At 62.9% G+C, this 25,907-nt stretch carries 27 protein-coding genes and 1 pseudogene; 11 read left to right on the plus strand and 17 right to left on the minus strand.

Features of this window, described 5'->3' with window-relative positions; translation table 11 throughout:
• From ACXYL9_RS11395 to ACXYL9_RS11430, 8 genes and pseudogenes are all read right to left on the minus strand, one after another.
• Positions 1 to 482, minus strand: a pseudogene (locus ACXYL9_RS11395) (SO2930 family diheme c-type cytochrome); the annotation flags it as partial.
• Entirely contained in the window at positions 479 to 1,693 is a 1,215-nt protein-coding gene (locus tag ACXYL9_RS11400; protein ID WP_459039610.1) for a parallel beta-helix domain-containing protein, read from the minus strand. The gene ACXYL9_RS11400 and the pseudogene ACXYL9_RS11395, both read right to left, overlap by 4 nt.
• A 91-nt stretch (positions 1,694 to 1,784) precedes the next feature.
• Positions 1,785 to 2,210, minus strand: coding sequence for a hypothetical protein (locus ACXYL9_RS11405; RefSeq protein WP_459039611.1), 426 nt, complete (start codon positions 2,208 to 2,210; stop codon positions 1,785 to 1,787).
• Positions 2,207 to 3,082 (minus strand): DUF2391 family protein, encoded by an 876-nt coding sequence (locus ACXYL9_RS11410; RefSeq protein ID WP_459039612.1) that lies wholly within the window; start codon positions 3,080 to 3,082, stop codon positions 2,207 to 2,209. Before ACXYL9_RS11410 ends, ACXYL9_RS11405 begins: the two co-directional genes overlap by 4 nt.
• Entirely contained in the window at positions 3,082 to 4,524 is a 1,443-nt protein-coding gene (locus ACXYL9_RS11415; RefSeq protein WP_459039613.1) for an NAD(P)(+) transhydrogenase (Re/Si-specific) subunit beta, read from the minus strand. The genes ACXYL9_RS11410 and ACXYL9_RS11415 overlap by 1 nt, the downstream gene beginning before the upstream one ends.
• A complete protein-coding gene (locus ACXYL9_RS11420; RefSeq protein WP_459039614.1) occupies positions 4,524 to 4,811 on the minus strand; it encodes an NAD(P) transhydrogenase subunit alpha part 2 in 288 nt (95 codons plus the stop codon). The genes ACXYL9_RS11415 and ACXYL9_RS11420 overlap by 1 nt, the downstream gene beginning before the upstream one ends.
• Positions 4,812 to 4,814: 3 nt before the next feature.
• Positions 4,815 to 5,927 (minus strand): NAD(P) transhydrogenase subunit alpha, encoded by a 1,113-nt coding sequence (locus ACXYL9_RS11425; RefSeq protein ID WP_459039615.1) that lies wholly within the window; start codon positions 5,925 to 5,927, stop codon positions 4,815 to 4,817.
• A 4-nt stretch (positions 5,928 to 5,931) separates the two neighbouring features.
• Complete coding sequence (locus ACXYL9_RS11430) at positions 5,932 to 6,054, minus strand: aa3-type cytochrome c oxidase subunit IV (protein WP_459039616.1); 123 nt, start codon at positions 6,052 to 6,054, stop codon at positions 5,932 to 5,934.
• Between the two features lie 190 nt (positions 6,055 to 6,244).
• Here ACXYL9_RS11430 and ACXYL9_RS11435 point away from each other — a divergent pair, with 190 nt between their 5' ends.
• Positions 6,245 to 7,663 (plus strand): sigma-54-dependent transcriptional regulator, encoded by a 1,419-nt coding sequence (locus ACXYL9_RS11435; protein WP_459039617.1) that lies wholly within the window; start codon positions 6,245 to 6,247, stop codon positions 7,661 to 7,663.
• Between the two features lie 19 nt (positions 7,664 to 7,682).
• Positions 7,683 to 8,444, plus strand: a complete 762-nt coding sequence (locus tag ACXYL9_RS11440; RefSeq protein ID WP_459039618.1) for an SDR family NAD(P)-dependent oxidoreductase — start codon at positions 7,683 to 7,685, stop codon at positions 8,442 to 8,444.
• Here the strand turns inward: ACXYL9_RS11440 and ACXYL9_RS11445 are convergent.
• Together ACXYL9_RS11445 and folP are read right to left on the minus strand one after the other, a co-directional pair.
• Entirely contained in the window at positions 8,441 to 9,655 is a 1,215-nt protein-coding gene (locus tag ACXYL9_RS11445; RefSeq protein WP_459039619.1) for an alkaline phosphatase D family protein, read from the minus strand. The genes ACXYL9_RS11440 and ACXYL9_RS11445 overlap by 4 nt on opposite strands.
• A 74-nt stretch (positions 9,656 to 9,729) precedes the next feature.
• Complete coding sequence (gene folP / locus ACXYL9_RS11450; protein ID WP_459039620.1) at positions 9,730 to 10,854, minus strand: dihydropteroate synthase; 1,125 nt, start codon at positions 10,852 to 10,854, stop codon at positions 9,730 to 9,732.
• A 270-nt stretch (positions 10,855 to 11,124) separates the two neighbouring features.
• On the opposite strand from folP, the gene ACXYL9_RS11455 reads away from it, so the two are divergent.
• A complete protein-coding gene (locus ACXYL9_RS11455; protein WP_459039621.1) occupies positions 11,125 to 11,859 on the plus strand; it encodes a hypothetical protein in 735 nt (244 codons plus the stop codon).
• Between the two features lie 156 nt (positions 11,860 to 12,015).
• On the opposite strand, the gene ACXYL9_RS11460 is transcribed toward ACXYL9_RS11455, so the two are convergent.
• Positions 12,016 to 13,155: a DNA methyltransferase gene (locus ACXYL9_RS11460; RefSeq protein WP_459039622.1), complete on the minus strand. Its 1,140-nt coding sequence runs from the start codon at positions 13,153 to 13,155 to the stop codon at positions 12,016 to 12,018.
• Between the two features lie 212 nt (positions 13,156 to 13,367).
• A complete protein-coding gene (locus ACXYL9_RS11465) occupies positions 13,368 to 14,003 on the minus strand; it encodes a ribonuclease HII (protein ID WP_459039623.1) in 636 nt (211 codons plus the stop codon).
• Between ACXYL9_RS11465 and ACXYL9_RS11470 the strand changes: the two genes are divergently transcribed.
• The 6 genes from ACXYL9_RS11470 (at position 14,002) to ACXYL9_RS11495 (ending at position 18,855) form a co-directional block, all read left to right on the plus strand.
• The gene (locus ACXYL9_RS11470) at positions 14,002 to 15,204 is read left to right on the plus strand and encodes a PQQ-dependent sugar dehydrogenase (protein ID WP_459039624.1); all 1,203 of its coding nucleotides are present in this window, start codon (positions 14,002 to 14,004) and stop codon (positions 15,202 to 15,204) included. The genes ACXYL9_RS11465 and ACXYL9_RS11470 overlap by 2 nt on opposite strands.
• 60 nt (positions 15,205 to 15,264) lie before the next feature.
• Positions 15,265 to 15,786 carry a GNAT family N-acetyltransferase gene (locus ACXYL9_RS11475; RefSeq protein ID WP_459039625.1) on the plus strand — a complete coding sequence of 174 codons (522 nt, stop codon included), beginning with the start codon at positions 15,265 to 15,267 and terminating at the stop codon, positions 15,784 to 15,786.
• Positions 15,787 to 15,847: 61 nt separating this feature from the next.
• A complete protein-coding gene (locus ACXYL9_RS11480; RefSeq protein ID WP_459039626.1) occupies positions 15,848 to 16,396 on the plus strand; it encodes a DUF1285 domain-containing protein in 549 nt (182 codons plus the stop codon).
• Positions 16,393 to 16,995, plus strand: coding sequence for a CoA pyrophosphatase (locus ACXYL9_RS11485; RefSeq protein ID WP_459039627.1), 603 nt, complete (start codon positions 16,393 to 16,395; stop codon positions 16,993 to 16,995). The genes ACXYL9_RS11480 and ACXYL9_RS11485 overlap by 4 nt, the downstream gene beginning before the upstream one ends.
• A gap of 62 nt (positions 16,996 to 17,057) precedes the next feature.
• Positions 17,058 to 18,239 (plus strand): CCA tRNA nucleotidyltransferase, encoded by a 1,182-nt coding sequence (locus tag ACXYL9_RS11490; protein ID WP_459039628.1) that lies wholly within the window; start codon positions 17,058 to 17,060, stop codon positions 18,237 to 18,239.
• Positions 18,240 to 18,465: 226 nt separating this feature from the next.
• Positions 18,466 to 18,855 (plus strand): hypothetical protein, encoded by a 390-nt coding sequence (locus tag ACXYL9_RS11495; RefSeq protein WP_459039629.1) that lies wholly within the window; start codon positions 18,466 to 18,468, stop codon positions 18,853 to 18,855.
• A 307-nt stretch (positions 18,856 to 19,162) separates the two neighbouring features.
• Here the strand turns inward: ACXYL9_RS11495 and parC are convergent, their stop codons facing one another.
• The 4 genes from parC to ACXYL9_RS11515 form a co-directional block, all read right to left on the minus strand.
• Positions 19,163 to 21,472 carry a DNA topoisomerase IV subunit A gene (parC, locus tag ACXYL9_RS11500; protein WP_459039630.1) on the minus strand — a complete coding sequence of 770 codons (2,310 nt, stop codon included), beginning with the start codon at positions 21,470 to 21,472 and terminating at the stop codon, positions 19,163 to 19,165.
• A gap of 138 nt (positions 21,473 to 21,610) precedes the next feature.
• Positions 21,611 to 21,940, minus strand: coding sequence for a 2Fe-2S iron-sulfur cluster-binding protein (locus tag ACXYL9_RS11505; RefSeq protein WP_459039631.1), 330 nt, complete (start codon positions 21,938 to 21,940; stop codon positions 21,611 to 21,613).
• Complete coding sequence (locus tag ACXYL9_RS11510; protein ID WP_459039632.1) at positions 21,937 to 23,013, minus strand: cysteine desulfurase family protein; 1,077 nt, start codon at positions 23,011 to 23,013, stop codon at positions 21,937 to 21,939. Before ACXYL9_RS11510 ends, ACXYL9_RS11505 begins: the two co-directional genes overlap by 4 nt.
• On the minus strand, positions 23,010 to 24,110 hold the full coding sequence (locus ACXYL9_RS11515; RefSeq protein WP_459039633.1) for a cysteine desulfurase family protein: 1,101 nt from the start codon (positions 24,108 to 24,110) through the stop codon (positions 23,010 to 23,012). The genes ACXYL9_RS11510 and ACXYL9_RS11515 overlap by 4 nt, the downstream gene beginning before the upstream one ends.
• A gap of 61 nt (positions 24,111 to 24,171) precedes the next feature.
• Here ACXYL9_RS11515 and ACXYL9_RS11520 point away from each other — a divergent pair, with 61 nt between their 5' ends.
• Together ACXYL9_RS11520 and ACXYL9_RS11525 are read left to right on the plus strand one after the other, a co-directional pair.
• Entirely contained in the window at positions 24,172 to 24,828 is a 657-nt protein-coding gene (locus ACXYL9_RS11520) for an alpha/beta hydrolase (RefSeq protein ID WP_011413405.1), read from the plus strand.
• A 158-nt stretch (positions 24,829 to 24,986) separates the two neighbouring features.
• The gene (locus ACXYL9_RS11525; RefSeq protein ID WP_459039634.1) at positions 24,987 to 25,667 is read left to right on the plus strand and encodes an energy transducer TonB; all 681 of its coding nucleotides are present in this window, start codon (positions 24,987 to 24,989) and stop codon (positions 25,665 to 25,667) included.
• Positions 25,668 to 25,673: 6 nt separating this feature from the next.
• Here ACXYL9_RS11525 and ACXYL9_RS11530 read toward each other — a convergent pair whose 3' ends face one another.
• Complete coding sequence (locus ACXYL9_RS11530; protein ID WP_459039635.1) at positions 25,674 to 25,889, minus strand: hypothetical protein; 216 nt, start codon at positions 25,887 to 25,889, stop codon at positions 25,674 to 25,676.
• Between the last annotated feature and the right edge of the window lie 18 nt (positions 25,890 to 25,907).

The following is a 25,907-nucleotide window of genomic DNA, read 5'->3' on the forward strand; positions in this document are numbered from 1 at the left end:
ATAGGCAGACGCACCCCTGCCACAGCCAATCGGGCCTCGGTCTGTGCTTCGTTCCACTTGTACGGCAGGGCGAGCCAGCCCTCGGCCCGGTGCAAGAGCACGCGGGTTTCGATGAGGCGTCGCTGCGCGCCCTCTCCATAAGCAAAAGTCTTGATCAAGGCAGTGCCGATCGGGAACTGCAAAAGGCCCTCGCCATCCACCGTTAACCGCGCACCGGGGGGGAATGCGAGGAATCGCAGCTTCTCGGCTCCGTCGGAGTAAAGCGGGGTGTTGAGCCGGTAGGGTATGACCCGAACTGCGGTCCGATGCAGCCGCGTCTCGCCAACGAAGAAACCGTATTCCGACAGTGTTCGCGGCATTGCGTCGTCCAGCACTGCTGCAAAGTTTACCTGCCCGGACTGCTCACTCGGGACTGCACGCGCAGCAATCGAGCCCGCCAGTGCCAGACCGGCGGCACAAAGCAGGGCTAGCCCGTGTCTCATCCCTCCAGGCGCTTCAGCAATACTGCAGGAGCGCCAATGTCACCCAATTCCCAATTCTGGGCATAGGCAGGCAATTCCACTGGCGCAGGCTGGGCTTCAGCGAACGGCTGGCCCTGTTTCGTGAGGCCGAGAGTCCACGCGGCGATCTCGGATGTCGTCGACAAAGCGGGGGTATTGGCATCGGATTGGATTCCGTCCCACAGGATCGGCGGCAGCGCGCCGCCGAACATCTGTACCAGCGCTTCGCCGCCCTCGAGATCGGGCGCGTAGCCGCCACGGTCGACGTCGTTCTCCGCGATTACGACTTCGCGCGCATAAGGGTTGTATTTCGCGTCGTCGAATGCCTGATTGTAGGCGACGACCATGAATGGCGCTGTGGGGTTATCGCGCAGGATATTGCCTTCGACCCAGACCCTTTCATTGGCCATCACCATGATCCCGGTGCCGCGCCGCACGCCTGCGACCGGGTTGCCGGGAGGAGCGAAATTGGGCGTGGTATTGCCGACCACCAGATTGTTTCGAACCACCACATTGCCCCCGCCCATGACGGGCAGGTTTGGCAGGTCGAAAACCAGGATGCCGCCGGTATTGCGGGTCACGAAATTGGCTTCGACAATCGCATCGCGGCTGTTCTCGATCTCGATCCCGGCGACATTGTCGGTAGCAATGGAATTGCGCACGGTAATCTTCGATGATTGGCCGACATAAATGCCGGCATCGGACGCACCCGACACTTCGCAGCCGTCAACCAGTATGCCCGTGCTCTCGACCGGATAGATGCCGTAAGCACCGTTCTCGCGGCGCGGTCCGGCGGTCCAGGTCACCCGGATCTGGTGATAGAGGATGTTGTCCGCCCCCTTGGACTTGATCCCGTCACCCTTGGGGTTCTCGACCGCGAAATCGCGCAAGGTCACATTATCCGATGTCACCAGCAGTCCCTCACCCGAACCCTGTTGGCCGGTGAAATCGAGGACCGTCGCTTCCATCCCTGCACCGCGCACCGTGACGCCGTCGACATCGAGGCTGAGCCCGTCGGTCAGGACAAACCGCCCTGCCCCCAGGACGATATCGTCGCCCGGGGCCGCTAAAATCAGCGCTTCCTGCAAGCGCTCCTGCTCACCTTCACCGGGATCGACGGAAATTACTTCCGCAGCAAGCGGCGCTTGCGCCATCACCAGCGCGGTCGCGCCCACGAATATCGGTCTGATCATGCAACTCTCCCTCTGATTCCCGTTGTTAACTGAAACCGACGGAAATCGGAAATGGGTTAGCCGCGCTGAAGACAGTCTGGCGATGACGGGCCTACTGCTCGAATGAGAGAACCCGGTGCGAAACCTCGCCGCGCTCCTTGAGAGGGATGACGTATGTCACGTTCTCGCCCGGGCCAAACAGCGCGATCTCGACCGCGACCGAGTTGGGCAAGTCGGACATGAGGTCGACCCGCAAGTTGCGCACCGTCTGGGTCGAATCATTGGTCAGCTTGATCGGGACAAGCAACTCGCCATCGCGGGTCGAAGCCTTGTCCCATTGCGCCTCGATCGCCAGCCTGAAATCCTGCGCTGGCGAATTGGCTTGGATTACCAGGTAAACCAGCAAGGCTGCGATCAACAGGCTCGACGCAATGCGCAAGCCCCAGCCGATCCATGTCGGCGGCACCGGGCTCTGGTCGCCATCAGCATCGGCTTGATCATCTGCCGCCTGGCTCGTGTCACGCATGTCTTCGTTCATAGGATAAGCCTTCCCGCTGCCCCACCGAGAGTTGTGGCGTAAGCCATTGTGACAACTAGCGGAATCCAAACCGTTGGCGGATCGGACCACGCGATATAGCCGAACGCCCACAGCAACGCGAAGCTGACCAGCAATGCCAACGCATAGGAAAATGCCGTCTCGATATATGGCGTGTTGAAGATCTTGCGCTGCGAATAATCCTTCTCGTCGAACTTGGCGAGATTGACGACGAGGTAGCTGACCCCGAGCGACAGGATGACCGTTGCGATGAGCAACCACCAGTTCTGGTTCAGCGTAATGACCTTGGGCTCGATCGTCGGCGCAATGTTGAAGGCGAAAAGTACGCCGCCAAGGATACTGCCTACCACCACCGACATGTCGGACGAGAATGGCGACCGGTCCTTGTCGCTTGCGCTGTCGCCGCTACCGAGCTGGTTGCGAGCGACCGCCGCGCCCATCGAAGTCGGCACCATTTCCAGCGCCACAAGCTTGATCGTTATTTCAGGCGAGAGGCCGAAGTCGACGATGCCGGTCACCAGCAACGTCACCGCGCTCGCCACCGCCCCGATCCCCATGCAAACCAGCGCATCCCAGAAATAGCCGCTTTCCCATTGGGTCTGGCGAAAACTGGCATAGGCGCACAGGCCGACATTCACGAAGTAGCCGACCACCAGCATGGCCACGATACTCCATGGGTGCAGCGCGCGGCCATGTTCCCACATTTCAAGAGTATAGAGCAGCGGCAGTGAGACGAAGAGCGCCCCGGCAAAGCCGCGCGCCACGTCGCGTGTCTCGACCCGCCATGCCGGCTCGCAGTCCTCCCCGATCTTGATTTCCTTGTCGAGCGGGGTCATCGCAAAAGCTTGCGCCATCAGTCGAGAGCCTTGACGATTTCCTCGACCATCTTCTTGGCGTCGGACAGCAGCATCATGGTCTGGTCCATGTAGAAGACGTCATTGTCGACCCCGGCATAGCCGACACCGCCCATGCTTCGTTTGATGAAGAAGACCTGCTTGGCCTTGTCGACATCGAACACCGGCATCCCGTAAATCGGGGAACTCTTGTCGGTCTTGGCTGCGGGATTGACCACGTCGTTGGCACCGATGATGAAGGCGACATCGGCCTGCGCGAACTCGGAATTGATGTCTTCCAGCTCGAACACCTTGTCATAATCGACCGAGGCCTCGGCCAGCAGCACATTCATGTGTCCCGGCATCCGACCGGCAACGGGGTGGATGGCGAACTTCACCTCGACACCCTTTTCCTCGAGCACATCGGTCATTTCGCGCAGCGCGTGCTGCGCCTGCGCCACCGCCATGCCGTAGCCAGGGATGATAATGACCGATTCTGCCTGTTCGAGCATGAAGGCCGCATCGGCCGCGCTGCCCTGCTTGTAGGGGCGCGCTTCGCGAGCCTCGCCGTCTCCTGCTGCGCCGCCATCCGAACCGAACCCGCCCGCGATCACGCTGATGAAACTGCGGTTCATCGCCCGGCACATGATGTAGCTGAGGATCGCGCCCGACGAGCCGACCAGCGCGCCGGTAATGATCATCGCCGAATTGCCGAGCGTGAAGCCCATCGCCGCCGCGGCCCAGCCCGAATAGCTGTTGAGCATCGACACCACCACCGGCATGTCCGCCCCGCCTATCGGAATGATCAGCAAGAAGCCGATGACGAAGGCGAGCACCGTCAGCCCGATGATTAGCGGCATGGTCTCGGCTGGTCCGGCCATGGCAAACAGCGCGGTCAGGACGATAATCGCGGCCAGCGTGCCGAGGTTGATGACGTGCCGCGCAGGCAGCAGGATCGGCGAGCCGCTCATCCGGCCCGAAAGCTTGGCGAAGGCGATGACCGAGCCGGAGAAAGTGATAGCACCAATGGCGATACCAAGGCCCATTTCGACCTTGCTGACCGCGCCAATGCCGTCCCCGACCAACAGGCCGAATGCGCCCGGGTTGAGATAGGCCGCCCAGCCCACCAGCACTGCGGCCAGGCCGACCAGCGAGTGGAACGCTGCCACCAATTCAGGCATCGCAGTCATGGCGATACGCCGAGCCACGAGGAGGCCGAAGATACCGCCGACAAAAATGGCAATCCCGATCTCGACAATATTTGCGACGTCATGCGTCACTAGGGTCGTTGCCACCGCGATCAGCATACCGGCCATACCGAAGCGATTGCCCGTACGGCTGGTGGAGGGCGAGGACAGGCCGCGCAGCGCGAGGATGAAGAACACACCTGCGACGAGGTAGGCGAGCGCGACCCAGGGGTTCACTGACCCGCTATCGGCCGCCGAGGCGAGGAGAGGAAGCATCAACCCTTCTTCTCCTTCTTTTTGTACATCGCCAGCATCCTCGCGGTGACGGCAAAGCCGCCGAAGATATTGACGCTCGCCAGCGCAATGCCGACCAGCCCCAGCCACTTTGCAATGTCGCTACCCGCTTCCGCCGCCGCGATCAGCGCACCGACAATGATCACGCTCGAAATCGCGTTGGTCACCGCCATCAGGGGCGTATGCAGCGCCGGAGTGACCGACCACACGACGTAATAGCCGACAAAACACGCCAACACGAAGATCGACAGGATGGAAATGAAGTCCATGATCTATCCCAGCAGCCTTTCGTTCACGACTTTTCCGCCCTGCGTCAGTCGCACCGCGTTGCCGATCTCCTCGTCGAGCACGGGCTTACCCGCCTCTTTGTCCCAGAAAGCCGAGAGGAAGTTGTAGAGATTGCGGGCGAACAACGCCGATGTGTCGGGCGCCAAGCTTGCCGGAGTGTTGGCATAACCCATGATGGTGACACCATGACGTTCCACCAGCTCATCCGGCTGCGAACCCTCGACATTGCCGCCTTGCGCCACGGCGAGGTCGAAAATCACGCTGCCGCGCTTCATCGACGCAATCTGCGTGTCGCTGACCAGCCTAGGGGCGGCACGTCCGGGTATCAGCGCGGTGGTGATGACGATATCCTGCTTGGCGATATGGCCGCTGACCATTTCCGCCTGTGCTGCCTTCTGCTCGCCGGTCAGCTCGGCGGCGTAGCCACCCTCGCCAGAGGCCTCGAGTCCCTCGGCAAAGACGGGCTTGGCGCCCAGCGAGCGAATTTGCTCGGCCGTTTCGGGACGAACATCGGTGGCTGATACCTGCGCGCCGAGTCGCTTGGCCGTGGCGATGGCCTGGAGCCCTGCGACCCCTACGCCCATCACGAATACCCGTGCCGCTTGCACGGTGCCGGCGGCGGTCATCATCATCGGGAACGCGCGACCATATTGGTCTGCAGCCGCGATCACGGCCTTGTATCCAGCAAGGTTTGCCTGGCTTGAAAGCACGTCCATGCTCTGCGCACGGGTTATGCGAGGCATGAATTCCATCGCCAGCGCCTCGAAACCGGCCTTCGCATAGGCCTCGACCCGATCGCGCTGCTGGAACGGATCGAAAGTCGCTGCCACCCATGCGCCGGGCTTGGCATCGGCCAGCGTAGCGACATCGGGAGCCTGCACGCCAAGCACGATATCGGCATCGCGCACGACCTTTTCCGCCGGTCCGATCTCGGCGCCCGCTTCGGCGTAAGCCGCATCGGTGATCGCGGCAGTGTTGCCTGCCCCCGCCTCGACCGCGACACCAGCGCCCAATGCGATGAATTTTTTCACCGTTTCAGGCGTCATCGCAACGCGGGTTTCCCCGCCTGCGCGCTCCTTGAGGGCCGCAATCTTCAAAATATCATTCGGCGATCAGGATGACGACGATGAGAGCAATCAGCGCGATGATCGGAATCGCGATCTTGGTTGCTGAAATAAAACCGGAATAAGTCTTGCGTGCCGACTTGATGTCGTTAGCGGCCATGATGCTCAAATCCCTCGTTGCATGGGTGCGTTGTTGGCAAGTCCTATCGCCGACCCGCGCGCTTGCCAAGAGGATAGCAGACCCGGCACCGGGCAGTGGGCTCCAAACGATCCCAACAGCCTTAATCGGACCTTTACTCCTCGTCCTTATCCCATGGGCCTGTGCCGCACCGGGACGGTTTCGGGGAATCATGGCAGAAAACGACACACCACTGTTGATGCTGATCGACGATGAGCCTGCGCAAAGCCGGCTTATTTCAGCGCTCGCCGCGCGCGAGGGTTGGCGCACACTCGTGGTCAAGGATGCCGAGACCGCCATTGCCACGCTTGGCACACGGCAGGGAATGCAGCTTTCCGCAATCATTCTCGACCAGTGGGTTCCAGGTGACGATGCCTGCCAGTTGATCGAGGAACTCAAGAGCCGTCGCCCGGCGCTGCCCCTGCTGATGCTGACGCAAAGCGCCAGCCCGCTGCTGGCAGTTGAGGCGATGCGGGCAGGTGCAACGGATTACCTGATCAAGCCAGTCGCGCCCGAACGCCTGATGCGCGCCCTGCGCAGCGCAACAAAGCTCGAAGCGCCCAAGGCAGAACTCCAGCCGCTGACCGAGAAAATGCCGGTGGTGCTGGACTTCGACGCCATGATCGGAACCGCACCAGCATTCCGAACCGCACTGGCGCGTGCCGCCAAGGCGGCCCGTGGGCATGGTCATGTCCTGATCGAAGGCGAAAGCGGAACCGGCAAGGAAATGTTGCTGCGCGCAATGCATGCAGCCAGTCCCCGCGTGAAAGCGCCATTCCGCATAATCAATCTCACCGGCATACCTGCCAATTCGGTGGAATCGGCCCTGTTCGGCCATGAACAGAACGCCTTTCCCGGCGCGTTCGATCGCCAGGTCGGCGCGCTTCAGTTTTGCGACGGTGGTACGCTGGTGATCGACGAAATCGACCGGCTTACTCCGGACCTCCAGGAGCGCCTCGCCACTACTCTGGCAGAGGGCATTGTGCGTCCGGTTGGTGCCAATCATGGGTTCAAGATCGATATCCGGCTGCTTAGCGCGAGCAATCTGCCGCTGGCAGATGTTGCCAAGACCGGTCATTTCAGTGCGGCCTTGCTCGAACAGATCGGTGCTACACATATCGCCTTGCCGCCGCTGCGCGACCGGGCCGGCGACATCCCCGCGCTCGCCCGCCATTTCCTTGGTCGTATCGGCGAACAGCCGGGTCTCAAGCACCTCTCGCTTGCCGATAGCGCGCTCAACCTGCTGTCAGCTTTCGACTGGCCAGGCAATGTCCGCCAGCTCCAAGCCGTGCTGTTCCGCGCTGCCGTGTTCTGCGAGGAAGAGGCTCTGACAGCCCGCGATTTCCCGCAGATTTCGGAGATCGTCGGCGAACTGGTCGAGGGTGGGCTTTCGCTGCCCGAAGCGGTCGGCGTGATGCTCTATACCGAAGACGGGAATCTGCGTCCGCTGGAAGAGATCGAAGCTGACGTGATCCGGCTCGCAATCGGCCATTACCGCGGCCGCATGACCGAGGTCGCGCGACGGTTGGGAATCGGCCGTTCGACGCTGTATCGCAAGCTGTCGGATCTCGGCATCGACAACGCTGCCTGACGCGCCTAGCGCGCTGATCATGACAACCACCAATGAGTTCGCCGGGCGCGCAGCGCTCGTGACCGGAGCCGCGTCAGGGATCGGCGCCGCCTGCGCGCGCTGGCTGGACAGGCATGGGATTGGCACGCTGGTGCTCTTGGACACCGACAAAGATGGCCTCGAGGCACTCGACCTCTCGTGCAAGATCATCCCTGTTACCGGTTCAGTCGCCGACCGCAGTCTGTGGCAGCGGCTCGCGCAGCAGGTTCCGGAATTGCACTACGCCGTGGCCAATGCAGGTGTCGGCGGAAGCGGCACGATTACAGAGCATAGCTGGGAGAGCTGGCGGCAGGTGATGGACGTCAATTGCGACGGCGTTTTCCTGACGCTGCAATATGCCATGCTGGCGATGAAGAGGGCCGGCGGCGGTAATGCTGTCGTCACGTCTTCGGTCACCGGAATCAAGCCGGTGGCCGGGATCGGAGCCTATGGCGTGGCCAAGGCCGGTGTAGCACACCTGGCCCGGATCGCCGCGCTCGAGGGTGCGCCCGACAAGATTCGCGTCAACGCCATTGCACCGGGCGGGGTCGACACGGCGATCTGGGAAGGCTCGCCCGAATTCCTTGCCTCGGTCGCCGAGCATGGCCGCGAGGCGACGCTCAAGGGCATGGCGGCGGGCACCCCGCGCGGCCAGTTTGCGACGACTGAAGAAATCGCCGCCCAGATCGGCTTCCTGCTAGGCGAGACCAGCGCCAACATCACCGGCGCGGTGCTCACCAGCGATGGCGGCTGGTCGCTCTAGCGCACCCCGCTCGCGGCTGCTGGCTGTTCTTCCATGATCAGCGGACCATCGGAGATCGGCGGAGCCCAGAACACGGCCTCGCTCGCACGAACTTCGCCCTGGTTGCCGCGTAGTTGCAGCGTCACGGCCTGCGCGTTCCAGTCGATTTCCACCAGCCCGAAATTCTCTTCCGAGATGAAGTCGGTCAGGCGCAGCGGGTCAGGCTCGCGCGCGGTGTTGCTGGCGGTGCTGGCGAAGGAATAGTTGAGCGAGCTGCTTGTCAGCTCCCACAGCGTCTCGTCGGTGCCGGGGAGCGTGGCGGAATAGGCCCCGCCCGCATGGCGGTCACCGCTCAGGATGACCAGCCCGCTCTCCTCGCGACCAGCGAGCAGCGAATAGAGTTTCTGCCGTTCGAGCGGCAGCGCCTCCCAGCTTTCATAGTCATGCGCGTCGGTCAGCACCTGGATCGAGGAGACGAGGATGCGCAGGTCGGCCGGCCTGGCCAGTTCCTGCTCCAGCCACTGCCACTGCGCTTCGCCAAGCATGGTCTTGGCTGGATCGTCGCTCTGCACATAGGGTCCGAGCGGGGCGCGCTCGTCCTGGTAGTCCATCCGCTGGAGATCGGAGCGGAAGAAGCGCGTGTCGAGCATGATGATCTGCGTACGCCGACCGTCGCTGCCGAACATGCGGCTTTCATAGACGCCGGGCCGCGCCTTCACTTCCGGCGAGGCATCCCAGAACGTCTCGTAGATTTCTTCCGACCATTCGCGGAAAGCGAAGGCCGCGCCGCCATCGTTGAACCCGAAATCGTGATCGTCCCAGGTCACCATCATCGGCACGCGCGCACGAAACGCGGCCAGTTCGGGCGTATCGGCCATGACCGCATAGGCTTCACGCAGCGAAGCCAGCGAAGCATCGCCCGACCAGTTCTGGTCGCCGTAATTGTTGTCGCCGATGAACAGGAACAAGTCCGGATTGGTGGCCGCGATCTGCGCCCACATGTGCTGGCTGCGGCTCTGGTGGTTGCAACTTCCCACAGCAATGCGGGTCAGCGTCGCGGCGGTCGAGGGCAGCGGCACGCCAATCGGCGCAGTCGGCAGCGCGACCTGCTGGCGCAGCTGCGAATAGTATCCCTGGAGGAAATCACCCGGCCCGGCGTGGACGGTGGTGTCCTGCGCGGCCAGCGGAGCGGCGAGAGCGAGCGGCAAGGCGGCGGCGAACAGCGAACGCATGAACAGTCCTTTCGAAACGTCGGTCTGGCAGTGTCTTATGGCGTGATGGTCGTCCGCGTCCAGCCGCCCTTTCATCATTCGGCCATGTCGGAAAAGTCGGTCAGCGCCGCATCGCGCAGGCCGCGCCAGACATTGCGCGCCTGCACCGTCTCGGCGACATCGTGGACGCGCAGCAATTGCGCGCCTGCATCCATGCCCGCAACCGCCAGCGCGATACTGCCGCCCAGTCGCTGGTCGGCCGGTGCCTCGTTGGAAAGCGCGCCGATCATCCGCTTGCGGCTGGCGCCCAGCAGCAGCGGCTGGCCGAGCGCGTGGAACAGCGGTAGCGCGTTAATCAGCGCGGTGTTGTCGGCCAGGCTCTTGCCGAAGCCAAGGCCGGGATCGAGCAGGATGTTCTCGCGCGCAATGCCCGCAGCCACTGCCGCATCGCGGCGCGCGCGAAGGGCATCGAACACGTCGAAGACGACGCTGGCATAGTCGCCGCCCATGAGAGATTCCTTGGCGTGCAGGTCCTGCCCGGTCCCTGGTGCGTGCATCAGGATGACCGGACATCCGCGCGCGGCCACGGTCTGCGCGCTGCGCGGATCATATTGCAGGGCCGAGACGTCGTTGACGATATGCGCGCCACTATCGAGCGCGGCCTCCATCACCCCTGCCCGGCGACTGTCGACGCTGATCGCGGCGCCCATGGCGGCACAATACTCGACCGCCGGGATGACGCGGCGGATCTCTTCCTCTTCCCACACCTGCTCGGCACCCGGGCGCGTGCTTTCGCCGCCGATATCGATCAGCCCAGCGCCTGCCTCCAGCATGGCCGCCGCATGGGCCTTGCCAGCTTCCAGACCTTCCGCCGCGCCGCCATCAGAGAAACTGTCGGGCGTGACATTGAGAATGCCCATCACCTGCGGCTGGTCGAGCCGAATGGTCCGCGCGCCGAGTTCAAGCGGCGGATGCGCCAGCGTGAGATTGGACCACTGCGCCTCGGCCTCGGCCCCCAGCGCATCGGGCAAATACCCCATCACCTGCGCGATGCCTTCGGGCGAGCAGGTCCAGCGTTCGGCAACCCTGCCCTCTCGGCGCAGGATCACGGCAAAGCGATGGGCATAGACCATGCCGCCGGCCAGCCGGATGGCGTCGCCTTCCTCGGCCTGCGGACCCGGCGCAAAGCCGATCGGGCGGATATAGATGCTGTCAGTCATGCCCACTCCGTAGCGCAAACCCTACAGGATGGAACACATGGAACACGGTCCTGGGGGAGAAATATTGGGAGGCAAAGGAAAGCGGAAGGTTCGGCCGACGCTCGCATGAATCTTCGAGAATTCATGGCAGGGACAATATCCAGCATTCTCTCAGTAGGACAGTTCCCAAGCGTCTGATCGATTGGCAGAAGTCACGTTTCCGGTTCCGCGAGCGGACTTTCCGCTAACGACCCAGTTGCCGACGTAGCCGCCCACGCATACTCTGCAGATATGAACCGTGCGAACCTCTCAATTCTTGCAATGTGTTTGTCAGCCGGTTGCATACCGGCGCCCCAATATGACCGTGAGTTCGAGGCGCAATTTAACCAAGGCGAGAGAAGCGCAGTTGAGAGTTTCGCATCTGGATATTTCCCTGAATCATACGGTGATCCAATCGTAGACGAGTGTAATCCCGACGCAGGACCGTGGCCCCTCATCGATGAATTCGAGGAAGAATGGTATCCAGAGAAGTGGATGGCTGCTCGAGAACCCTCATTTTTTCTGTTCTCGGAACAAGATGCGCCACCTAAGTTTGTCCTCCGTTTTAGCTTTATCCCGAGCTTCTCACCCTCCATCTTCGTTCGCGTTCAGGAGGATGAGGGCGTTTATACCCTTTTTGCGAAGCGAATGGATGGAGTTGGCGGCTATGAGCCGGGGTCTATCGCAAGCTCCAAGAAAGTCAGGCTCTCCGAGCAAGAGGTAGCTGATCTGCGGCAGTTGCTCAAAGAGGATGCATTATTTGAAGAAAACGCTGAGGGATGTTCGTATGGCTTTGATGGCGCAACGTGGCTCTTCGAGCTGGTTGACCACCAAGGCTATCGCTTCGTGAAGCGCTGGTCTCCGACCGAGGGGGCCGGACGCAGGCTCGGCCAGCGCCTCATTGGGTTGGCTGGCTGGAACATGGGCGAGGTGTGCCTTTATCCGTTCCCATATCCCATGGCAGACGTAGGGGTCTTTTGCCGATAGGGGTCGGATGGCGTGCGGTAAATGACTTAGGCCGAATGTCCGCTATCCACCCAGTTCAAGAAGTTAAAGCTGCAAACTCTGGGTGCTAAATGCGGACTCTACATCTGCGGGCCAAAGATAACCCAATTCGCAGTCCCGACAGGTTGTGCGGAAGCCTCAATCCTCCACCGCCAGCAGGTACAACTGCCGCACGGCATCCAGCGGCTTGGCAACGCCCTCGTCGTCATAGTGCCAGAAGGTCCAGCCGTTGCAGCTGGGCGCGCCCTGCAATTCCTTGCCGAGCCCGTGGATCGAGCCGACCTGTTTGCCCAGTTCGAGCGAACCGTCGGCGCGCACGGTGGCGGTCCAGCGGTGTTTCTTGTCGAATACTTGCGTGCCGGGCTTGAGCATCCCCGCCTCGACCAGCGCGCCGAAGGCGACCTTGGGCGCGGCGCGCTTGGACTGCATGGTCCTGAGCGCGCTTTCGTCGAGCGGCAGTTCCTTGTCGATCCGTTTCAGCGCCACGCCGCGATAGGCGGCCTCGCGCTCGCAGCCGATCCATTCGCGGCCCAGCCGCTTGGCCACAGCGCCGGTGGTGCCGGTGCCGAAGAACGGGTCGAGCACGACATCGCCCTTCTCGGTCGTGGCCAGCAGCACGCGGTAGAGCAGCGCTTCGGGCTTTTGCGTCGGGTGCGCCTTGTGGCCGTTTTCCTTCAACCGCTCGGCCCCGTTGCAGATCGGGATCACCCAGTCGCTGCGCATCTGCAGCTCGTCATTGAGCGTTTTCATGGCGGTGTAGTTGAACTGGTACTTCGCCTTCTCGCCCTGGCTCGCCCACAGCAGCGTCTCGTGCGCATTGGTGAAGCGGGTGCCGCGGAAATTGGGCATCGGGTTGGTCTTGCGCCAGACGATATCGTTGAGGATCCAGAAGCCCAGGTCCTGCAGGATCGCGCCGACGCGGTAGATGTTGTGATAGCTGCCGATCACCCACAGCGCGCCATCGGGCTTGAGGATACGCTTGGCCTCGGTCAGCCAGTCGCGGGTGAAATCGTCATAGATCTTGAAGCTGTCGAACTGATCCCAGTGATCGGTGACGGCATCGACATGGCTGCCGTCGGGCCGGTTGAGATCGCCGCCCAGCTGCAGGTTGTAGGGCGGGTCGGCGAAGACCAGGTCCACGCTGGCATCGGGCAGCGAACGCATCGCCTCGATGCAGTCGCCCGCCAGGATCTGCCCCAATGGCAGCGCCTCTTTCGGCACAGCTGCCGGTTTCACCGCGCGCCGGGCGCGCTGCTTCGTGGTCTCGAGGACCCCCATGTTCTTCCCCCGTCTGGTACTTATCCACAGGGTGAGTCCAACCGGACTCCACGTCAAGCGGTAAGTATGGGGCCAATATGGTTAACGCCTGGTAAGCTCAGGAAGAACAGAAAGAGTCCGGCACAAGATGTTGAGTTAACGCCCCGATCCGAGACTCGATATGCTGGGGTGTGGCGCAAAGGACTCGCTTGCGAGCCGAGCTGACAAAGCCGTCAGAGCAGGCACATCTGCGCAACCGGGGCAAAGCTGCGACGGTGCATCGGGGTCGGTCCGTGGACCCGCAATGCCTCCATGTGCTCGGCCGAGCCATAGCCCTTGTTGCGCTCCCACCCGTAATGCGGATGCGCACGCGCCGCCTCCACCATCATCCGGTCGCGCCATTCCTTGGCTATGATGCTGGCCGCCGAGATCGCGGCTTCCTTGCCATCGCCGCCCACGATCGCGCGGGCCGGCCAGCGCCATTTGTCGCAGCGACCGTGCGGGGTGAGATTGCCGTCGATCAGCACCTCGTCCGGTTCGCGGCCCAGTGCCTCCACCAGCCGCCCGACCGCCAGGCTCATCGCCAGCATGGTCGCGCCGAGAATGTTGAGCGTGTCGATCTCCTCCACATCGACCACCCCGACGCCCCAGGCGCAGCACTGGCGGACCTGCCCGTCCAGCTCGCCGCGCCGCTTGGCGCTGAGCTTCTTGGAATCGTCGAGCCCTTGCGGAAAGTCTCGCCCAAGCACCACCGCTGCTGCTACCACCGGGCCAGCCAGCGGTCCGCGCCCGGCCTCGTCAACGCCGAGGACACACGGATCGGCCCCGCCAGGGGATACGAACGATGGATGAGGAGTTGAAGCAAACATGACCAGATTTAACGCCGTGAAACTCGCCCTCTTGTCCCTTCCCGCCGCCGCGCTCGCAAGTTGCGGCAGCGCCTATTCGGGGGATAGCTCCGAGGCAAGTTCGACCCCCGGCCCGACCGCGATGCAGGCCACCGAGCAGGTCGGCCCCTTCGCGGTGACCGATATGGGCACGTTCAACGAGCCGTGGGCGGCCGCCTTTGCCCCCGGAACGCCGATGCTGTTTATCAACGAGAAGCCCGGCACGATGAAGTTTGTCGACACCAGGACGGGCAAGCTGGGTACCGTCAGCGGTGTGCCGAAGGTCGATTACGGTGGCCAGGGCGGGTTTGGTGACATTGCCTTCCTGCAGTCGGAGGCATCTGCCACGCTCGATCGCCGGACGATTTTCCTCAGCTGGGTCGAGGCTGGCAACAGCAACACCCGCGGCGCGGTTGTCGGCAAGGGTACGTTGGTGTGCCAAGTGACCGATGCCTGCGCCATCGAGGGCCTGCGCGTGATCTGGCGACAGGCTCCCAAGGTTACCGGGCGCGGCCATTTTTCGCACCGGATCGCTTTCTCCCCCGATGAGAAGCACCTGTATGTCTCCAGCGGCGACCGGCAGAAGCTCGATCCGGCTCAGGACACTACCAATACGCTCGGTACCATTGTCCGCCTCAATCTCGACGGCACTGCCGCAGCGGGCAATCCCTTTGCCAGCAAGGGCGGCCCGACCGACCAGATCTGGTCTTACGGTCACCGCAATGTTCTCGGCATTGCTTTTGCACCAGATGGCAGCCTGTGGGACCTGGAACACGGCCCCGCCGGTGGCGACGAACTGAACAAGGTGGAAAGCGGCAAGAATTACGGCTGGCCCGTGGTCTCGCAAGGCGACCACTATGATGGCCGCCCGATCCCCGCTCCTGCCACGCGCCCCGACCTGGCCCAGGCCGCTATCGGCTGGACCCCGGTAATCGCACCCGGCGATTTCATCTTCTATACGGGCGACCTGTTTCCGCAGTTGAAGGGGGATGCCCTGATCGCCGGCCTCAAGAGCGAGGCGCTGGTCCAGGTCGATATCGAGGGCAACACGGCAGCGGAAGCTGCACGTTTTGCCTTCGGGAAGCGGTTGCGCGAGGTCGTGCAGGGGCCCGATGGCGCGATCTACCTGCTGGAAGACGGCGAGAAAGGCCGCTTGCGGCGCCTGACGCCAAGCAGCAGCTAGGCTGCTGACAAGCGGAAATTGATCGACTTGGCTCGCTGGCACTCGTAACCGGCGCGCGCCATGGCAAGCATCATCCCTCTCGACGCGGTCGACCCCGAGCTGGTCGAGCAGTTGCTAGACGAGTCCTTTGGTGAGGACCGCAAGGCGCGCACCGCCTATCGTATCCGCGAAGGATGCCACTGGCTCGAGGGCCTGAGCTTCGCCGCGCTCGACGATGACAATTACCTCGCCGCGACGATCCAGCTCTGGCCGGTGGCGCTGGCGACCCCCAAGGGGCGCGGCCACCCGCTGCTTATGGTCGGGCCGGTGGCGGTCCTGCCCGGCCTTCAGGGCCAGGGCTTTGGCAAGGCGCTGATGGCCGCTTCGCTCGGCGCAATCGACGCCATGGCGCACGACCGCGCCCAGGCGCTGCCACAGGTGTTGATCGGCGACCCGGAATATTACGGCAATTGGGGTTTTTCAGCCGAGCATACCGGAAAATGGCACTGCCCCGGCCCGTTCGAGCGCGAACGACTACTGTTGCGCTGCGAGAACCCGGCCGTCCTGCCGGACGAGGGAATGCTGGGACCCTGGGCAGGCTGATCAGTCCACTCGTTGCGCGGGGGATATTGAGGCAGCCGACGCATTCTGCCATGCCGTGTCGATGCCCTACCAACCGCCCCCCGAACTGGCCGAATTGACGCTGGGCGAGATCGCCGAGCAGGTCGCCGCGCGCAAGCTGCCGCCGGTCGAGCAATGGGTGCCCGAACGCATGGGCGATAGCGGGATGCGCATCGCTGCCGACGGGACGTGGCTTCACGATGGCACCCCGATTACCCGCCCGGCGATGGTTCGTGCCTTTTCAGGGCTGCTGATCCGCGACGCAAACGGCGCGCACTGGCTGCTCACGCCATTCGAGAAGCTCTCGATCGAAGTCGAGGATGCTGGCTTCATTGCCGTCGATATGGCCGAGCGCGAGGGCGCGCTCGCCTTTCGCCTCAACACCGACGACCTTGTCGTCGCCGGACCCGACCATCCACTCGCTGCACGCGGTGATACCGAAACCCCTGCACTGTATCTTGGCGTCCGCAACGGCGTGGAAGCGCGCCTCAACCGCAGCACCTACGAGCAACTGGCCGAACACGCGCTTGCCCATGGCGACGACTGGACAGTGACCAGCCAGGGCGAGAGTTTCTCGCTGTTGCCGACATGAGCGACAGCCTGTTCGACCGCCTGCAGCGCGTGTTCGACGACGGACACGGCGCGCCGCATCCCGACCTCATCACCGATGCCCGCTTCGCGACCGGCACGCCGCGCGATGCCGCCGTACTGATCCCGGTCACCGACCGACCAGAGCCTGGGGTGATCCTTACCCAGCGACCCGACGCACTGCGCAGCCATCCCGGCCAGGTCGCCTTTCCCGGGGGAAAGATCGACAAGGGCGAGACACCGGTCGAGGCTGCCCTGCGCGAAGCCGAGGAAGAGCTTGCCATGCCGCGTGACAAGGTGCGGATCATAGGTACGACCGACAATTACGTCACCGGCACGGGTTTTGACATCACCCCGGTACTGGGTGTCATTCCGCCCGATCTGCCGCTGGTGCCCAATCCGGGGGAGGTAGAAAGCTGGTTCGAGGTTCCGCTGGCGACGCTGTTCGACCGGTCCAATTACGATCGCAATTCGGTACTCTGGCGCGGGGCCCAGCGCAGCTATTATGAAATGCATTACGAAGGCTATCGTATCTGGGGCGTTACCGCCGCCATCATTGCCAATCTGTCTCGGCGGCTCGAACTGACTGAGTTGTTCGATTGAGCCGGGAATATTGGGTTGAGTAAGTCCGTCCACTGGTGAAAGGCGACAACGCACACGAGACCATGAGCAAGACCCGCACCCTCCCTCCTGCCGACTGGACACAGCGCCCCGACCTGGCGCTTCTTGTCGACGTGCTCGGCAACGACTCGATACGCTGGGTCGGCGGAGCGGTGCGCGACACATTGCTGGGCGATGAGGTAAAGGACGTCGATGCCGCCACCCCGTTGCTGCCCGACACCGTGTCGCAGCGACTCACAGAGGCTGGCATCAAGGTTGTCCCGACGGGGATAGAGCATGGAACGGTGACCGCCATCGTCGAAGGCGGACCGGTCGAGATTACCACCCTGCGGCGCGATGTCTCGACCGACGGCAGGCGCGCCACGGTGGCCTTCGCCAGCGAATGGCGCGAAGATGCAGCGCGAAGAGATTTCACCATCAACGCGCTCTATGTCGATCCGGCGACGCTCAAGATTACGGATTATTTCGGCGGAATTGACGATCTTGAAGCAAGGCGGGTTCGATTTATCGGCGATGCTCGCGAGCGTATCCGCGAGGACCACTTGCGGATCCTGCGCTATTACCGCTTCCAGGCGCGGTTCGGGTCGGCACTCGATCCAGAGGCCGAGGAAGCCTGTGCGGAACTGGCCGAGACGCTGAAGGGACTGAGCCGCGAGCGGGTTGCTTCGGAACTCCTCGCCCTGTTGGCCCTGCCCGATCCCTATCCCACCATCGAGCGCATGCGCGAGCAAGGTGTCTTGCCGGTCATCCTGCCCGAGGCGGGTCATTCCGAACTGGCGCGAACGCAGCTATTGATCGGGATCGAGGCGCAATACGGCGTCGAGCCCGACCCGCTTCGGCGTCTGGCGGCGCTGATCCCGGCGGTGCCCGCACTGGCAGAAAACGTTGCCGCGCGCTTGCGACTGTCCCGTGCGCAGCGCGACTGGCTGACCTGTCTCGCAGGGAGGGGAAGCGAGGACGGCAAGGCGCCCTTTGCGCTGGCCTACCGAGTAGGCGTTGAACAAGCGCGCGACCGGTTGCTGCTTTCCGGCATCGATCCTCGCGCCGTTGCCCAGTGGCAAGTCCCCGATTTTCCCCTGAAGGGCGGAGAGATCGTTGCCCGCGGTGTTCAGGCGGGACCCCAAGTCGCGCGCATCATGCAGACAGTCGAAGCCCGCTGGATAGAAGCGGATTTTCCCGATCGCGAGCAAGTGCTCGAAATGTTGCAGGAAGAGCTGTCACAATAGCAAGCTCTACCAGCCGTGCATCAGCCGCGACGAATCGTGCCGCTCCGGGTTGTCATGCCGCACAGCGGTCTTTTACGTCAGCCATCCGTTTTTTACGGGATCGCACATATCCGCGCTCAGGCGCGGCAGACAGACACTAATCTGGTCCGCGTCATCCGCAGCAGCGCCCTTTTTGGGTGCCTGGACGGATCGCGTGATCCGGAACTGCACACGGAGACTTTCCGAAATGAAATTCGCTACCCTTACCGGCGCTGCTGCTGCGCTCGCTTTCGCTACCAGCGCATTTGCCGCAAATCCTGAAGCTGCAACTGGCCACGAACATCACGACATGGGCGAAGAAGCGACTGCCGACGCTTCCGCCGAAGCACCGGAGATGAGCCCCGAAGCGAAGCGTGATGCCGCGCTGGTCACCGGAGCCGACGTTGTCACTTACGACGACCAGCCGCTCGGCACCGTCTCCAGCATCGATGGCGACAACATTGTCCTCGGCCTCGAAGTCGGCCCGGTCACTTTCAAGCGCGACTGGTTCATGGTCAACGAAAAGGGCGCCCTTGCTGCTCGCATGACCGCCGAACAGATCGATAATTTGCTCGCCCAGGCACAAGCTGCGAGCTAAAATTCAGTACAAATGGTTGGAGAAAAGGCCGGGCGATCCAAGGGGTCGTCCGGCCTTTTCGTGTTTACTGAACACTGCTCATGGCGCTGCTTCAGCCCCGCTTAAGGCGCTCACCTTTACATAAGGGGCATACCAACATTTCGGCTTGGGGCTCCGGCGCGCTCATCTCTCCCCTTTGAAAAGCGGGTCGGTGCCTCGAACAGCCTCGGGGAGGTTTTGCTCTTGCGCCACCACGCAGGGGCATGCCCTCCGGGTCGCAGGGAAGGGTCGTCGGCGCATTCGCGTCGGCGGCCCTTCTTCATTCCGGTCAGTCGAGCGTGTTGTCGCGCGGGAACCCCTGCGGAGGCAGACGTCCAGCACCGCCGCGAGCTACCTTCCACTGCCAGATATCGCTTTCAGTCCGGGTCCGGTCGCCCTTGCCGCCCATGGTCCAGCTCAAGCCTTCTTCCAGCACGAAAGTCTTGGCATCTGCCAGTCCTCCATCGCGATAGCGCTGCAATTGCACGCCCTGACCGCGCGCCATAATCGGCAGTTCTTCGAGGTTGAAGACAACCAGCTTGCGGTTGTCGCCAACAACGGCGACATGATTGTGCCCCTGTTCGATCGGGCGGATGACGCGCAGCTTTGCACCACCCTTGAGATTGACCACCTGCTTGCCCTTGCGGGTCTCCGCCACCAGGTCTTCCATCTCGGCGGCGAACCCCTTGCCGGTATCGGCCGCGAGCAGCAGTCGCCCTTTTGGCTGGCTCACCACCATCGCCACGATCTGCGCCTCGGCATCGATGTCGAGCGTGTTGCGGACCGGTTCACCAAAACCGCGCGCGCCGGGTAGCTTGTCCGCACCAAGGGTGAAGAACCTGCCGTTGTCGGCCGCTAGCAGGACCTTGTCGGTAGTCTGGCAGTGGACCGCAAAGGCTGGGCCGTCGCCTTCCTTGTATTTGAAGTCGCCGCAGCCATCCTTGCCCATGTCGACATGGCCCTTGGCCGCACGGATCCAGCCTTTCTGGCTCATGACCACGGTCACGGGTTCTTTCTCGATCATTGCATCCATGCTGAATTCGACCGTCGGCACGGCCTCGGCAATGGTCGTCCGGCGCGCGCCGAGTGGGGTGTCGAGCCCGTATTCCTTCTGCAGCGCCTTAAGGTCGCGCTTCAGCCGCGTGCGTTGGCGCGCGGGCGAGTCGAGGAGCTTTTCCAGGCTCTCCTGTTCGGCCAGCAAGGCGTCCTTTTCCTCGCGCAGCTGCATTTCCTCCAGCTTGCGCAAGGACCGCAGCCGCATGTTGAGGATTGCCTCGGCCTGTCGGTCGGTGAGGTTGAACTCGGCCATCATCACTGCCTTGGGTTCGTCCTCGTAGCGTATGATCTCAATCACCCGGTCGAGGTTGAGGAAGGCGATGATATAGCCTTCGACCAGCTCCAGCCGGCGGGCGATCTGGTCGAGCCGGTGCTGGGTTCGACGCTGGAGAATCTCGATCTGGCTGCGGACCCAGTTTTCGAGCAATTCCTTGAGGCCCATGACCATCGGCGTACGAGTGGCGTCGAGGACATTGAGATTGAGCCCGAAACGGGTCTCCATGTCGGTCAGCTTGTAGATCGATTCCTTCAACAGCTCAGGATCGACATTGCGGCTGCGCGGGATCAGCACGATGCGGATTGCCTCATCGCTTTCGTCGCGGACATCTTCCAGGATCGGCAGCTTCTTGTCGCCGATGGCGGCGGCGATCTGCTCGATCAGCTTGCCCTTGGCCACCTGGTAGGGGATTTCCGAAATCACGAGCTGCCACTGGCCGCCGCCGAGCCGCTCGATTCCCGCATCCCTGTCGGCAGCTTTCTCGGCCTCGGCGGCGTGGAAGCGCCCGCGCACGCGGAAACTGCCGCGCCCGGTTTCGTAGGCAGTCGAGATCGCATCGGCGCTGTCCACGATCAAACCACCAGTGGCGAAGTCCGGCCCCTGGAACAGCTCCATCAACCGCGCGTGTTCGACATGCGGATTGTCGATCAGTTCCAGTGTCGCCTCGACCACTTCGGCAACGTTATGGCTGGGAATATTGGTCGCCATGCCGACCGCGATCCCGCTGGCACCATTGGCGAGGATATTGGGGAACAGGCCGGGGAAAATCTCCGGCTCCTGCTCCTCGCCATTATAGGTCGGAATGAAGTCGACAGTGCCTTCGTCGAGCCCGTCCATCAGCCGCAGCGCGGTCTTGGTCAGCCGCGCCTCGGTGTAACGATAGGCTGCAGCATTATCGCCGTCGATATTGCCGAAATTGCCCTGCCCTTCGACAAGCGGATAGCGCAGCGCAAAATCCTGCGCCAGGCGGACCATCGCGTCATAGACCGCGACGTCGCCATGTGGGTGATATTTACCGATGACGTCGCCGACCACGCGGGCGCTTTTCTTGAACGCATCGGTCGGGTTGAGTTTCAATTGCCGCATCGCCCACAGCAGGCGCCGATGAACCGGTTTCAGACCGTCGCGCAGGTCCGGCAGCGAACGCGCCGTGATCGTCGACAAGGCATATACGAGGTACCGTTCTTCCAGCGCGGAATCGAACGGAGCATCGACAATAGCATCGAACGGATCGGGTTCGGTCAGGTCGGTATCAGGTGTCGCCATGCGGCTCGCCCTATCACCGCCATAGCCTGCGGAACAGCACGCAACGAGCGCCTATCCACGCCCGTTGATACGACAGAAGCCTATGTGGAAAGCGGCCCTGAAAGTGGCTGGGAACAGCAAGCCGGACGAAGTGGGCATTCAGCCCGCCTGCATATCCCGGCTCTCGGCAGGTATGGCTACGGTCAATCCATCCAGCGCTTCAGTCAATTCGATTTGGCACGACAGGCGGCTGGTCGCGGCAACGCTTGCGGCGAGGTCGAGCATGTCTTCCTCATCCTCACTGGCAGGGGCGAGTTTCGCAAACCATTCGCGCGCGACGATGACATGGCAGGTCGAGCAGGCCATCTGGCCCTCGCAGGTTCCCTCCAGCGGCAGTCCCGCAGCTTGGGCAACGCGCAACAGGTTGTCGCCCGTTTCGGCTTGCGCCTCTACCTTGTCGCCCTGCGCGGTTTCGAAGATGATCTTCATGCCTGTGCCTCGGCTGCGGCCTTGATCGATTTCGCGGCCTGCTCGATATCTTCCATCGTAGTGTAGCGCCCGAAGCCCAGGCGGATTGAACTCTTGGCCTGCTTTTTCGACAGGCCGATTGCTTCGAGAACGTGGCTGGTTCGGCCCGAACCGCTGGCACAGGCGCTGCCGGCAGAAAACATCACGTCGCGGCACTCGCTCATCAACCGGTTCACGTCCAAGCCCTTCTTGCGAATGTTGAGATTGCCGAAGTAGCGCGCATCCTCGCTGCCGTTGACCTCCCACCCGTCGAAAATCTCGCGGGCACGGTGCCACAGGTTGGCGACGTGGTCGGCATCGCGTTCCATCCGGTCTTTTGCCTCGTTGGCGGCCGCGCCCATGCCGGCGATGAGCGCCGGGCTGAGCGTGCCCGAACGCAGCCCGAACTCCTGTCCACCGCCCGTTTGTACCTCGTGCAGGTCGATCCCGTCGCGCACCCACAGCGCCCCGACACCCTTGGGGCCGTGAAACTTGTGCGCACTAATGGCGATCATGTCGGCTCCGGTGACTTCCATCTTGCCATAGGCTTGCACCGCGTCGCACAGATAGAGTGCGTTATTGGCCTTGGCCTTGCGGTGCCAATCGACCGTGGGCTGGATCACCCCGATCTCGTTGTTGACCTGCATCAGGCAGACCAGCCGGCAATCATTGGGCATGTCCTGCTTGGTATTGCACTGCCCGTCCCTGGCCACGTTCAGGCGGTGGTCCTGCCCCAGGTCGCGCACAGTATCGAGCACGGCGGCATGCTCTATGGCGGAGGCCGAGACGCTGCCGCCCATATGCGCGGTGCCGCGAATGGCGAGGTTGATCGCCTCGGTCGCGCTGCCGGTGAAGATAACCCGCCCGCCGGCCGGAAACAGCGCCGCGACGCGTTCTCGCGCCAGTTCAATGGCAGCCGCCGCCTGCCGCCCCATCCGGTGCGAGCTATGCGGATTGCCAAAGCCGGTGCCGTCAGGCCCGTCGAGCCAGCGCAGCATCTCGTCCCGCGCCTCTTGCGCGAGCGGGGTGGTGGCCTGGTAGTCGAGATAGATCATGCCAAGGATGTCCAGATTTCTGCAAAGCGTTCGAGTTCTCTCGCCGTGGTCGGCCAGCCAATACTCACGCGGATGGTGTTGGCGGCTATCGCCGGATCGAGTTGCATGGCTTCGAGCACGCGACTGACCTTCATCGTCCCACTCGAACATGCGCTGCCCTGGCTGACCGCGATGCCCGCCATATCGAATCGCATGACCTGCGCGCTTGCCCCCATGCCAGGCATCGACAACGCGCTGACATAGGGCGTCGGTTGCGAAAGTTTGTCTGCCAGCCAGGCACCGCCCTTGGCGCGCACTTCGCTGGCAAGCTGGTCCAGCGCAGTCAGGACCGCCGGATCGAAATAGGGCTCACCGCAAGCCTCCAGCGCCGCCGTCATGCCGAGCACGCCGGGAAGATTCTCGGTCCCGCGTCGATAGCCGCGTTCCTGTCCGCCCGAAGGTTCGAGCATGGCGTATTCGCGCACCAGCAGCGCACCGACCCCGACCGGGCCACCGAACTTGTGGGCCGAGACAATCGCCATGTCGCAGGGCGGTAGTTTCAGCTTGCCTGCACTTTGCGCGCAATCTGCGAGCAACAAGCCACCCGCGTCCCGAACGATGGATGAGATCGCCGACATATCCTGCCGGTTGCCGGTTTCAGAATTGATATGCTGGACGGCCACCAACGGACGCTCGCGCTGGACAGCTTCAGTCAGGATCTCGAGGTCGAGCGCCCCGTCGGTTCGCACCGGCAGCCTTTCCGCCGTCGGCGCTGCCTGCATTATCGCGTCATGCTCGACCGCACTGACCAGCCGGGCGCCAGCAGCAGCCTGGCCGAGTGCCAGCGCCCCCCCCTCGCTCGCCCCGCTGGTAAAGATCACTTCGCCGTCCCAGCCCAGCGCGGCTTTCACCCGCTCGCGCGCATCCTCCAACGCGGCGCGTGCCTTGCGCCCTTCCGCGTGGGGACTGCTTGGATTGGCCCAAAGCGCGTGGCCCTCCTCCATCGCTGCCTGTGCTTCGGGGCGCAGCGGGGTGGTGGCGGCATGATCGAGATAGATGCGGTCGGGAATCGTGAGATGGCCTATAGTTAGCGCGATTGCGATTTTCTCAATCGACACTATATAGCGCCCACTTCCGGCGCGTCACCCGCGCCGTGACTAGCTGACAGGTAACCCGTTCATGCCCACCGTGATCTTTCCCGGCCCCGAAGGCCGCCTCGAAGGCCGCTTCTCCCCTCCGCCGCGCCCACGCGCTCCGGTGGCGATGATCCTCCACCCGCATCCGCAAGGTGGCGGGACCATGAACGAGCAAATCACGCAGAAGCTCTACAAGACCTTCGTCGACCGCGGCTTTGCCACCCTGCGGTTCAACTTCCGCGGTGTCGGTCGCAGCCAGGGTAGCTTCGACAACGGTATCGGCGAACTTAGCGATGCCGCTGCGGCGCTCGATTGGGTGCAGTCGATCCACGAAGAGGCGCAGGTGACCTGGGTCGCCGGTGTCAGCTTCGGCGCGCTGATCGGGATGCAGTTGCTGATGCGGCGCCCGGAAATTCGCGGCTGGATCAGCATCGGTGCCCCGGCCAGCATGTACGATTTCTCGTTCCTTGCCCCCTGCCCTGCCAGCGGCATCTTCATCCACGGGGCGCAGGACACCGTCGTGCAGCCGAGCAGCGTCACCAAGCTGGTCGAGAAATTGCGCACGCAGAAGCATATCACCGTGCATCACGAGGAAATCCCGCGCGCGAATCACTTCTTCCAGAACGAGCAGGATGAACTGATGGCCTCGGTCGACAATTACCTCGACTTCCGTCTCGATCCGGCCTGCCCGATTACCTGACGATACAGTAAAGCTTTGAAATTCAACAATTCGAACTCGCCCGTCGCGCCTTTGGCACGGCGGGTGCTCGTTTAGGTGGCATCTTGCTACGCGATCATCCTTGTTCAGCTAATGTTATGTTGTAACATCTTAGCTTGTTCGAGAGAGGAGCAGGAGCAATGGGTTACGCAGACAGCAAACAGGTCGCCAACCGCGGGCCGGCAATCATCGGGGTCGCGGCGATTCACGCCGCCTTGGGATTAGCTATCGTGACGGGACTGGCCGGCGGGGTGGTCGAGCTAGCGAAGGACGATGACCTCACAGCGATATTCCAGCTCAAGGATCCCCCGCCGCCGCCCGAACCGCGCGTAGCCGAGGCGCCACGCAGCGCCCAGCAGCGCGAGGTGTTCATCCCGCCAACGCGCACCAACATCAAGACCAACCCACCCGTGATCGATAGCGCCCCTACTGCCAGCTCGTTCGGGTCGGAGCTGACTGGGCCGGTTGCCGGGCCGACGCTCGGCGGTGGCCTCGGCGCAGCGCTGCTGGAAATTCCCGCTACAGTCGATCCGGTGGCACCGCGCCCGCGCAACAGCGAGTGGGTGACCGACAATGATTATCGCACCAGCTGGATCAATCGCGGGTGGGAGGGGGTTGCTGCCTTCAGGCTATCAATAGGCACCGATGGCCGCGCCACGACTTGCACGATCACTCAATCGAGCGGGCATGAGGCACTGGACGATGCGACCTGTCGCCACGTGACGCGGCGCGCCCGGTTCGAACCGGCCAAGGACAACCAGGGCAAGTTGGTCACCGGCACATTCACCAGCGCCGTCCGCTGGCAGATTCCCGCTGACTGACCGATCTCAGCCCGGCGTATCGCTTGCCTGCGGCAGGCGGTCCGCCGGGGCCTGCCCATCGGCGTCGGGAATTGTCCAGATGAGCACGTTGCCGATCGCGATAATCGCAAGCAACACCATCAGCCCTGCCTGTTTGCGCACTCCGCGCCGCCACAGCACGAAGGCGCCGAGCAGCAGAGCGACGGCAGCAAGCATCAGGACGGAAAGCGCGAAATCGAGCATGATTTCATCTTCCTAGCA

The organism is Qipengyuania sp. CAU 1752, assembly GCF_054482615.1.

Excerpts from the sequence above, each read along its gene's own strand:
- ACXYL9_RS11415 (WP_459039613.1), bottom strand. The coding sequence starts at position 4,524 with ATGCTTCCTCTCCTCGCCTCGGCGGCCGATAGCGGGTCAGTGAACCCC.
- ACXYL9_RS11480 (WP_459039626.1), top strand. The coding sequence starts at position 15,848 with ATGCCCTACCAACCGCCCCCCGAACTGGCCGAATTGACGCTGGGCGAG.
- ACXYL9_RS11510 (WP_459039632.1), bottom strand. The coding sequence starts at position 23,013 with ATGATCTATCTCGACTACCAGGCCACCACCCCGCTCGCGCAAGAGGCG.
- ACXYL9_RS11430 (WP_459039616.1), bottom strand. The coding sequence starts at position 6,054 with ATGGCCGCTAACGACATCAAGTCGGCACGCAAGACTTATTCCGGTTTT.
- ACXYL9_RS11410 (WP_459039612.1), bottom strand. The coding sequence starts at position 3,082 with ATGGCGCAAGCTTTTGCGATGACCCCGCTCGACAAGGAAATCAAGATC.
- ACXYL9_RS11475 (WP_459039625.1), top strand. The coding sequence starts at position 15,265 with ATGGCAAGCATCATCCCTCTCGACGCGGTCGACCCCGAGCTGGTCGAG.
- ACXYL9_RS11505 (WP_459039631.1), bottom strand. The coding sequence starts at position 21,940 with ATGAAGATCATCTTCGAAACCGCGCAGGGCGACAAGGTAGAGGCGCAA.
- ACXYL9_RS11405 (WP_459039611.1), bottom strand. The coding sequence starts at position 2,210 with ATGAACGAAGACATGCGTGACACGAGCCAGGCGGCAGATGATCAAGCC.
- ACXYL9_RS11530 (WP_459039635.1), bottom strand. The coding sequence starts at position 25,889 with ATGCTCGATTTCGCGCTTTCCGTCCTGATGCTTGCTGCCGTCGCTCTG.
- ACXYL9_RS11400 (WP_459039610.1), bottom strand. The coding sequence starts at position 1,693 with ATGATCAGACCGATATTCGTGGGCGCGACCGCGCTGGTGATGGCGCAA.
- ACXYL9_RS11420 (WP_459039614.1), bottom strand. The coding sequence starts at position 4,811 with ATGGACTTCATTTCCATCCTGTCGATCTTCGTGTTGGCGTGTTTTGTC.
- ACXYL9_RS11460 (WP_459039622.1), bottom strand. The coding sequence starts at position 13,155 with ATGGGGGTCCTCGAGACCACGAAGCAGCGCGCCCGGCGCGCGGTGAAA.
- ACXYL9_RS11495 (WP_459039629.1), top strand. The coding sequence starts at position 18,466 with ATGAAATTCGCTACCCTTACCGGCGCTGCTGCTGCGCTCGCTTTCGCT.
- ACXYL9_RS11435 (WP_459039617.1), top strand. The coding sequence starts at position 6,245 with ATGGCAGAAAACGACACACCACTGTTGATGCTGATCGACGATGAGCCT.
- ACXYL9_RS11520 (WP_011413405.1), top strand. The coding sequence starts at position 24,172 with ATGCCCACCGTGATCTTTCCCGGCCCCGAAGGCCGCCTCGAAGGCCGC.
- parC (WP_459039630.1), bottom strand. The coding sequence starts at position 21,472 with ATGGCGACACCTGATACCGACCTGACCGAACCCGATCCGTTCGATGCT.
- ACXYL9_RS11440 (WP_459039618.1), top strand. The coding sequence starts at position 7,683 with ATGACAACCACCAATGAGTTCGCCGGGCGCGCAGCGCTCGTGACCGGA.
- ACXYL9_RS11525 (WP_459039634.1), top strand. The coding sequence starts at position 24,987 with ATGGGTTACGCAGACAGCAAACAGGTCGCCAACCGCGGGCCGGCAATC.
- folP (WP_459039620.1), bottom strand. The coding sequence starts at position 10,854 with ATGACTGACAGCATCTATATCCGCCCGATCGGCTTTGCGCCGGGTCCG.
- ACXYL9_RS11470 (WP_459039624.1), top strand. The coding sequence starts at position 14,002 with ATGACCAGATTTAACGCCGTGAAACTCGCCCTCTTGTCCCTTCCCGCC.
- ACXYL9_RS11465 (WP_459039623.1), bottom strand. The coding sequence starts at position 14,003 with ATGTTTGCTTCAACTCCTCATCCATCGTTCGTATCCCCTGGCGGGGCC.
- ACXYL9_RS11490 (WP_459039628.1), top strand. The coding sequence starts at position 17,058 with ATGAGCAAGACCCGCACCCTCCCTCCTGCCGACTGGACACAGCGCCCC.
- ACXYL9_RS11455 (WP_459039621.1), top strand. The coding sequence starts at position 11,125 with ATGAACCGTGCGAACCTCTCAATTCTTGCAATGTGTTTGTCAGCCGGT.
- ACXYL9_RS11445 (WP_459039619.1), bottom strand. The coding sequence starts at position 9,655 with ATGCGTTCGCTGTTCGCCGCCGCCTTGCCGCTCGCTCTCGCCGCTCCG.
- ACXYL9_RS11485 (WP_459039627.1), top strand. The coding sequence starts at position 16,393 with ATGAGCGACAGCCTGTTCGACCGCCTGCAGCGCGTGTTCGACGACGGA.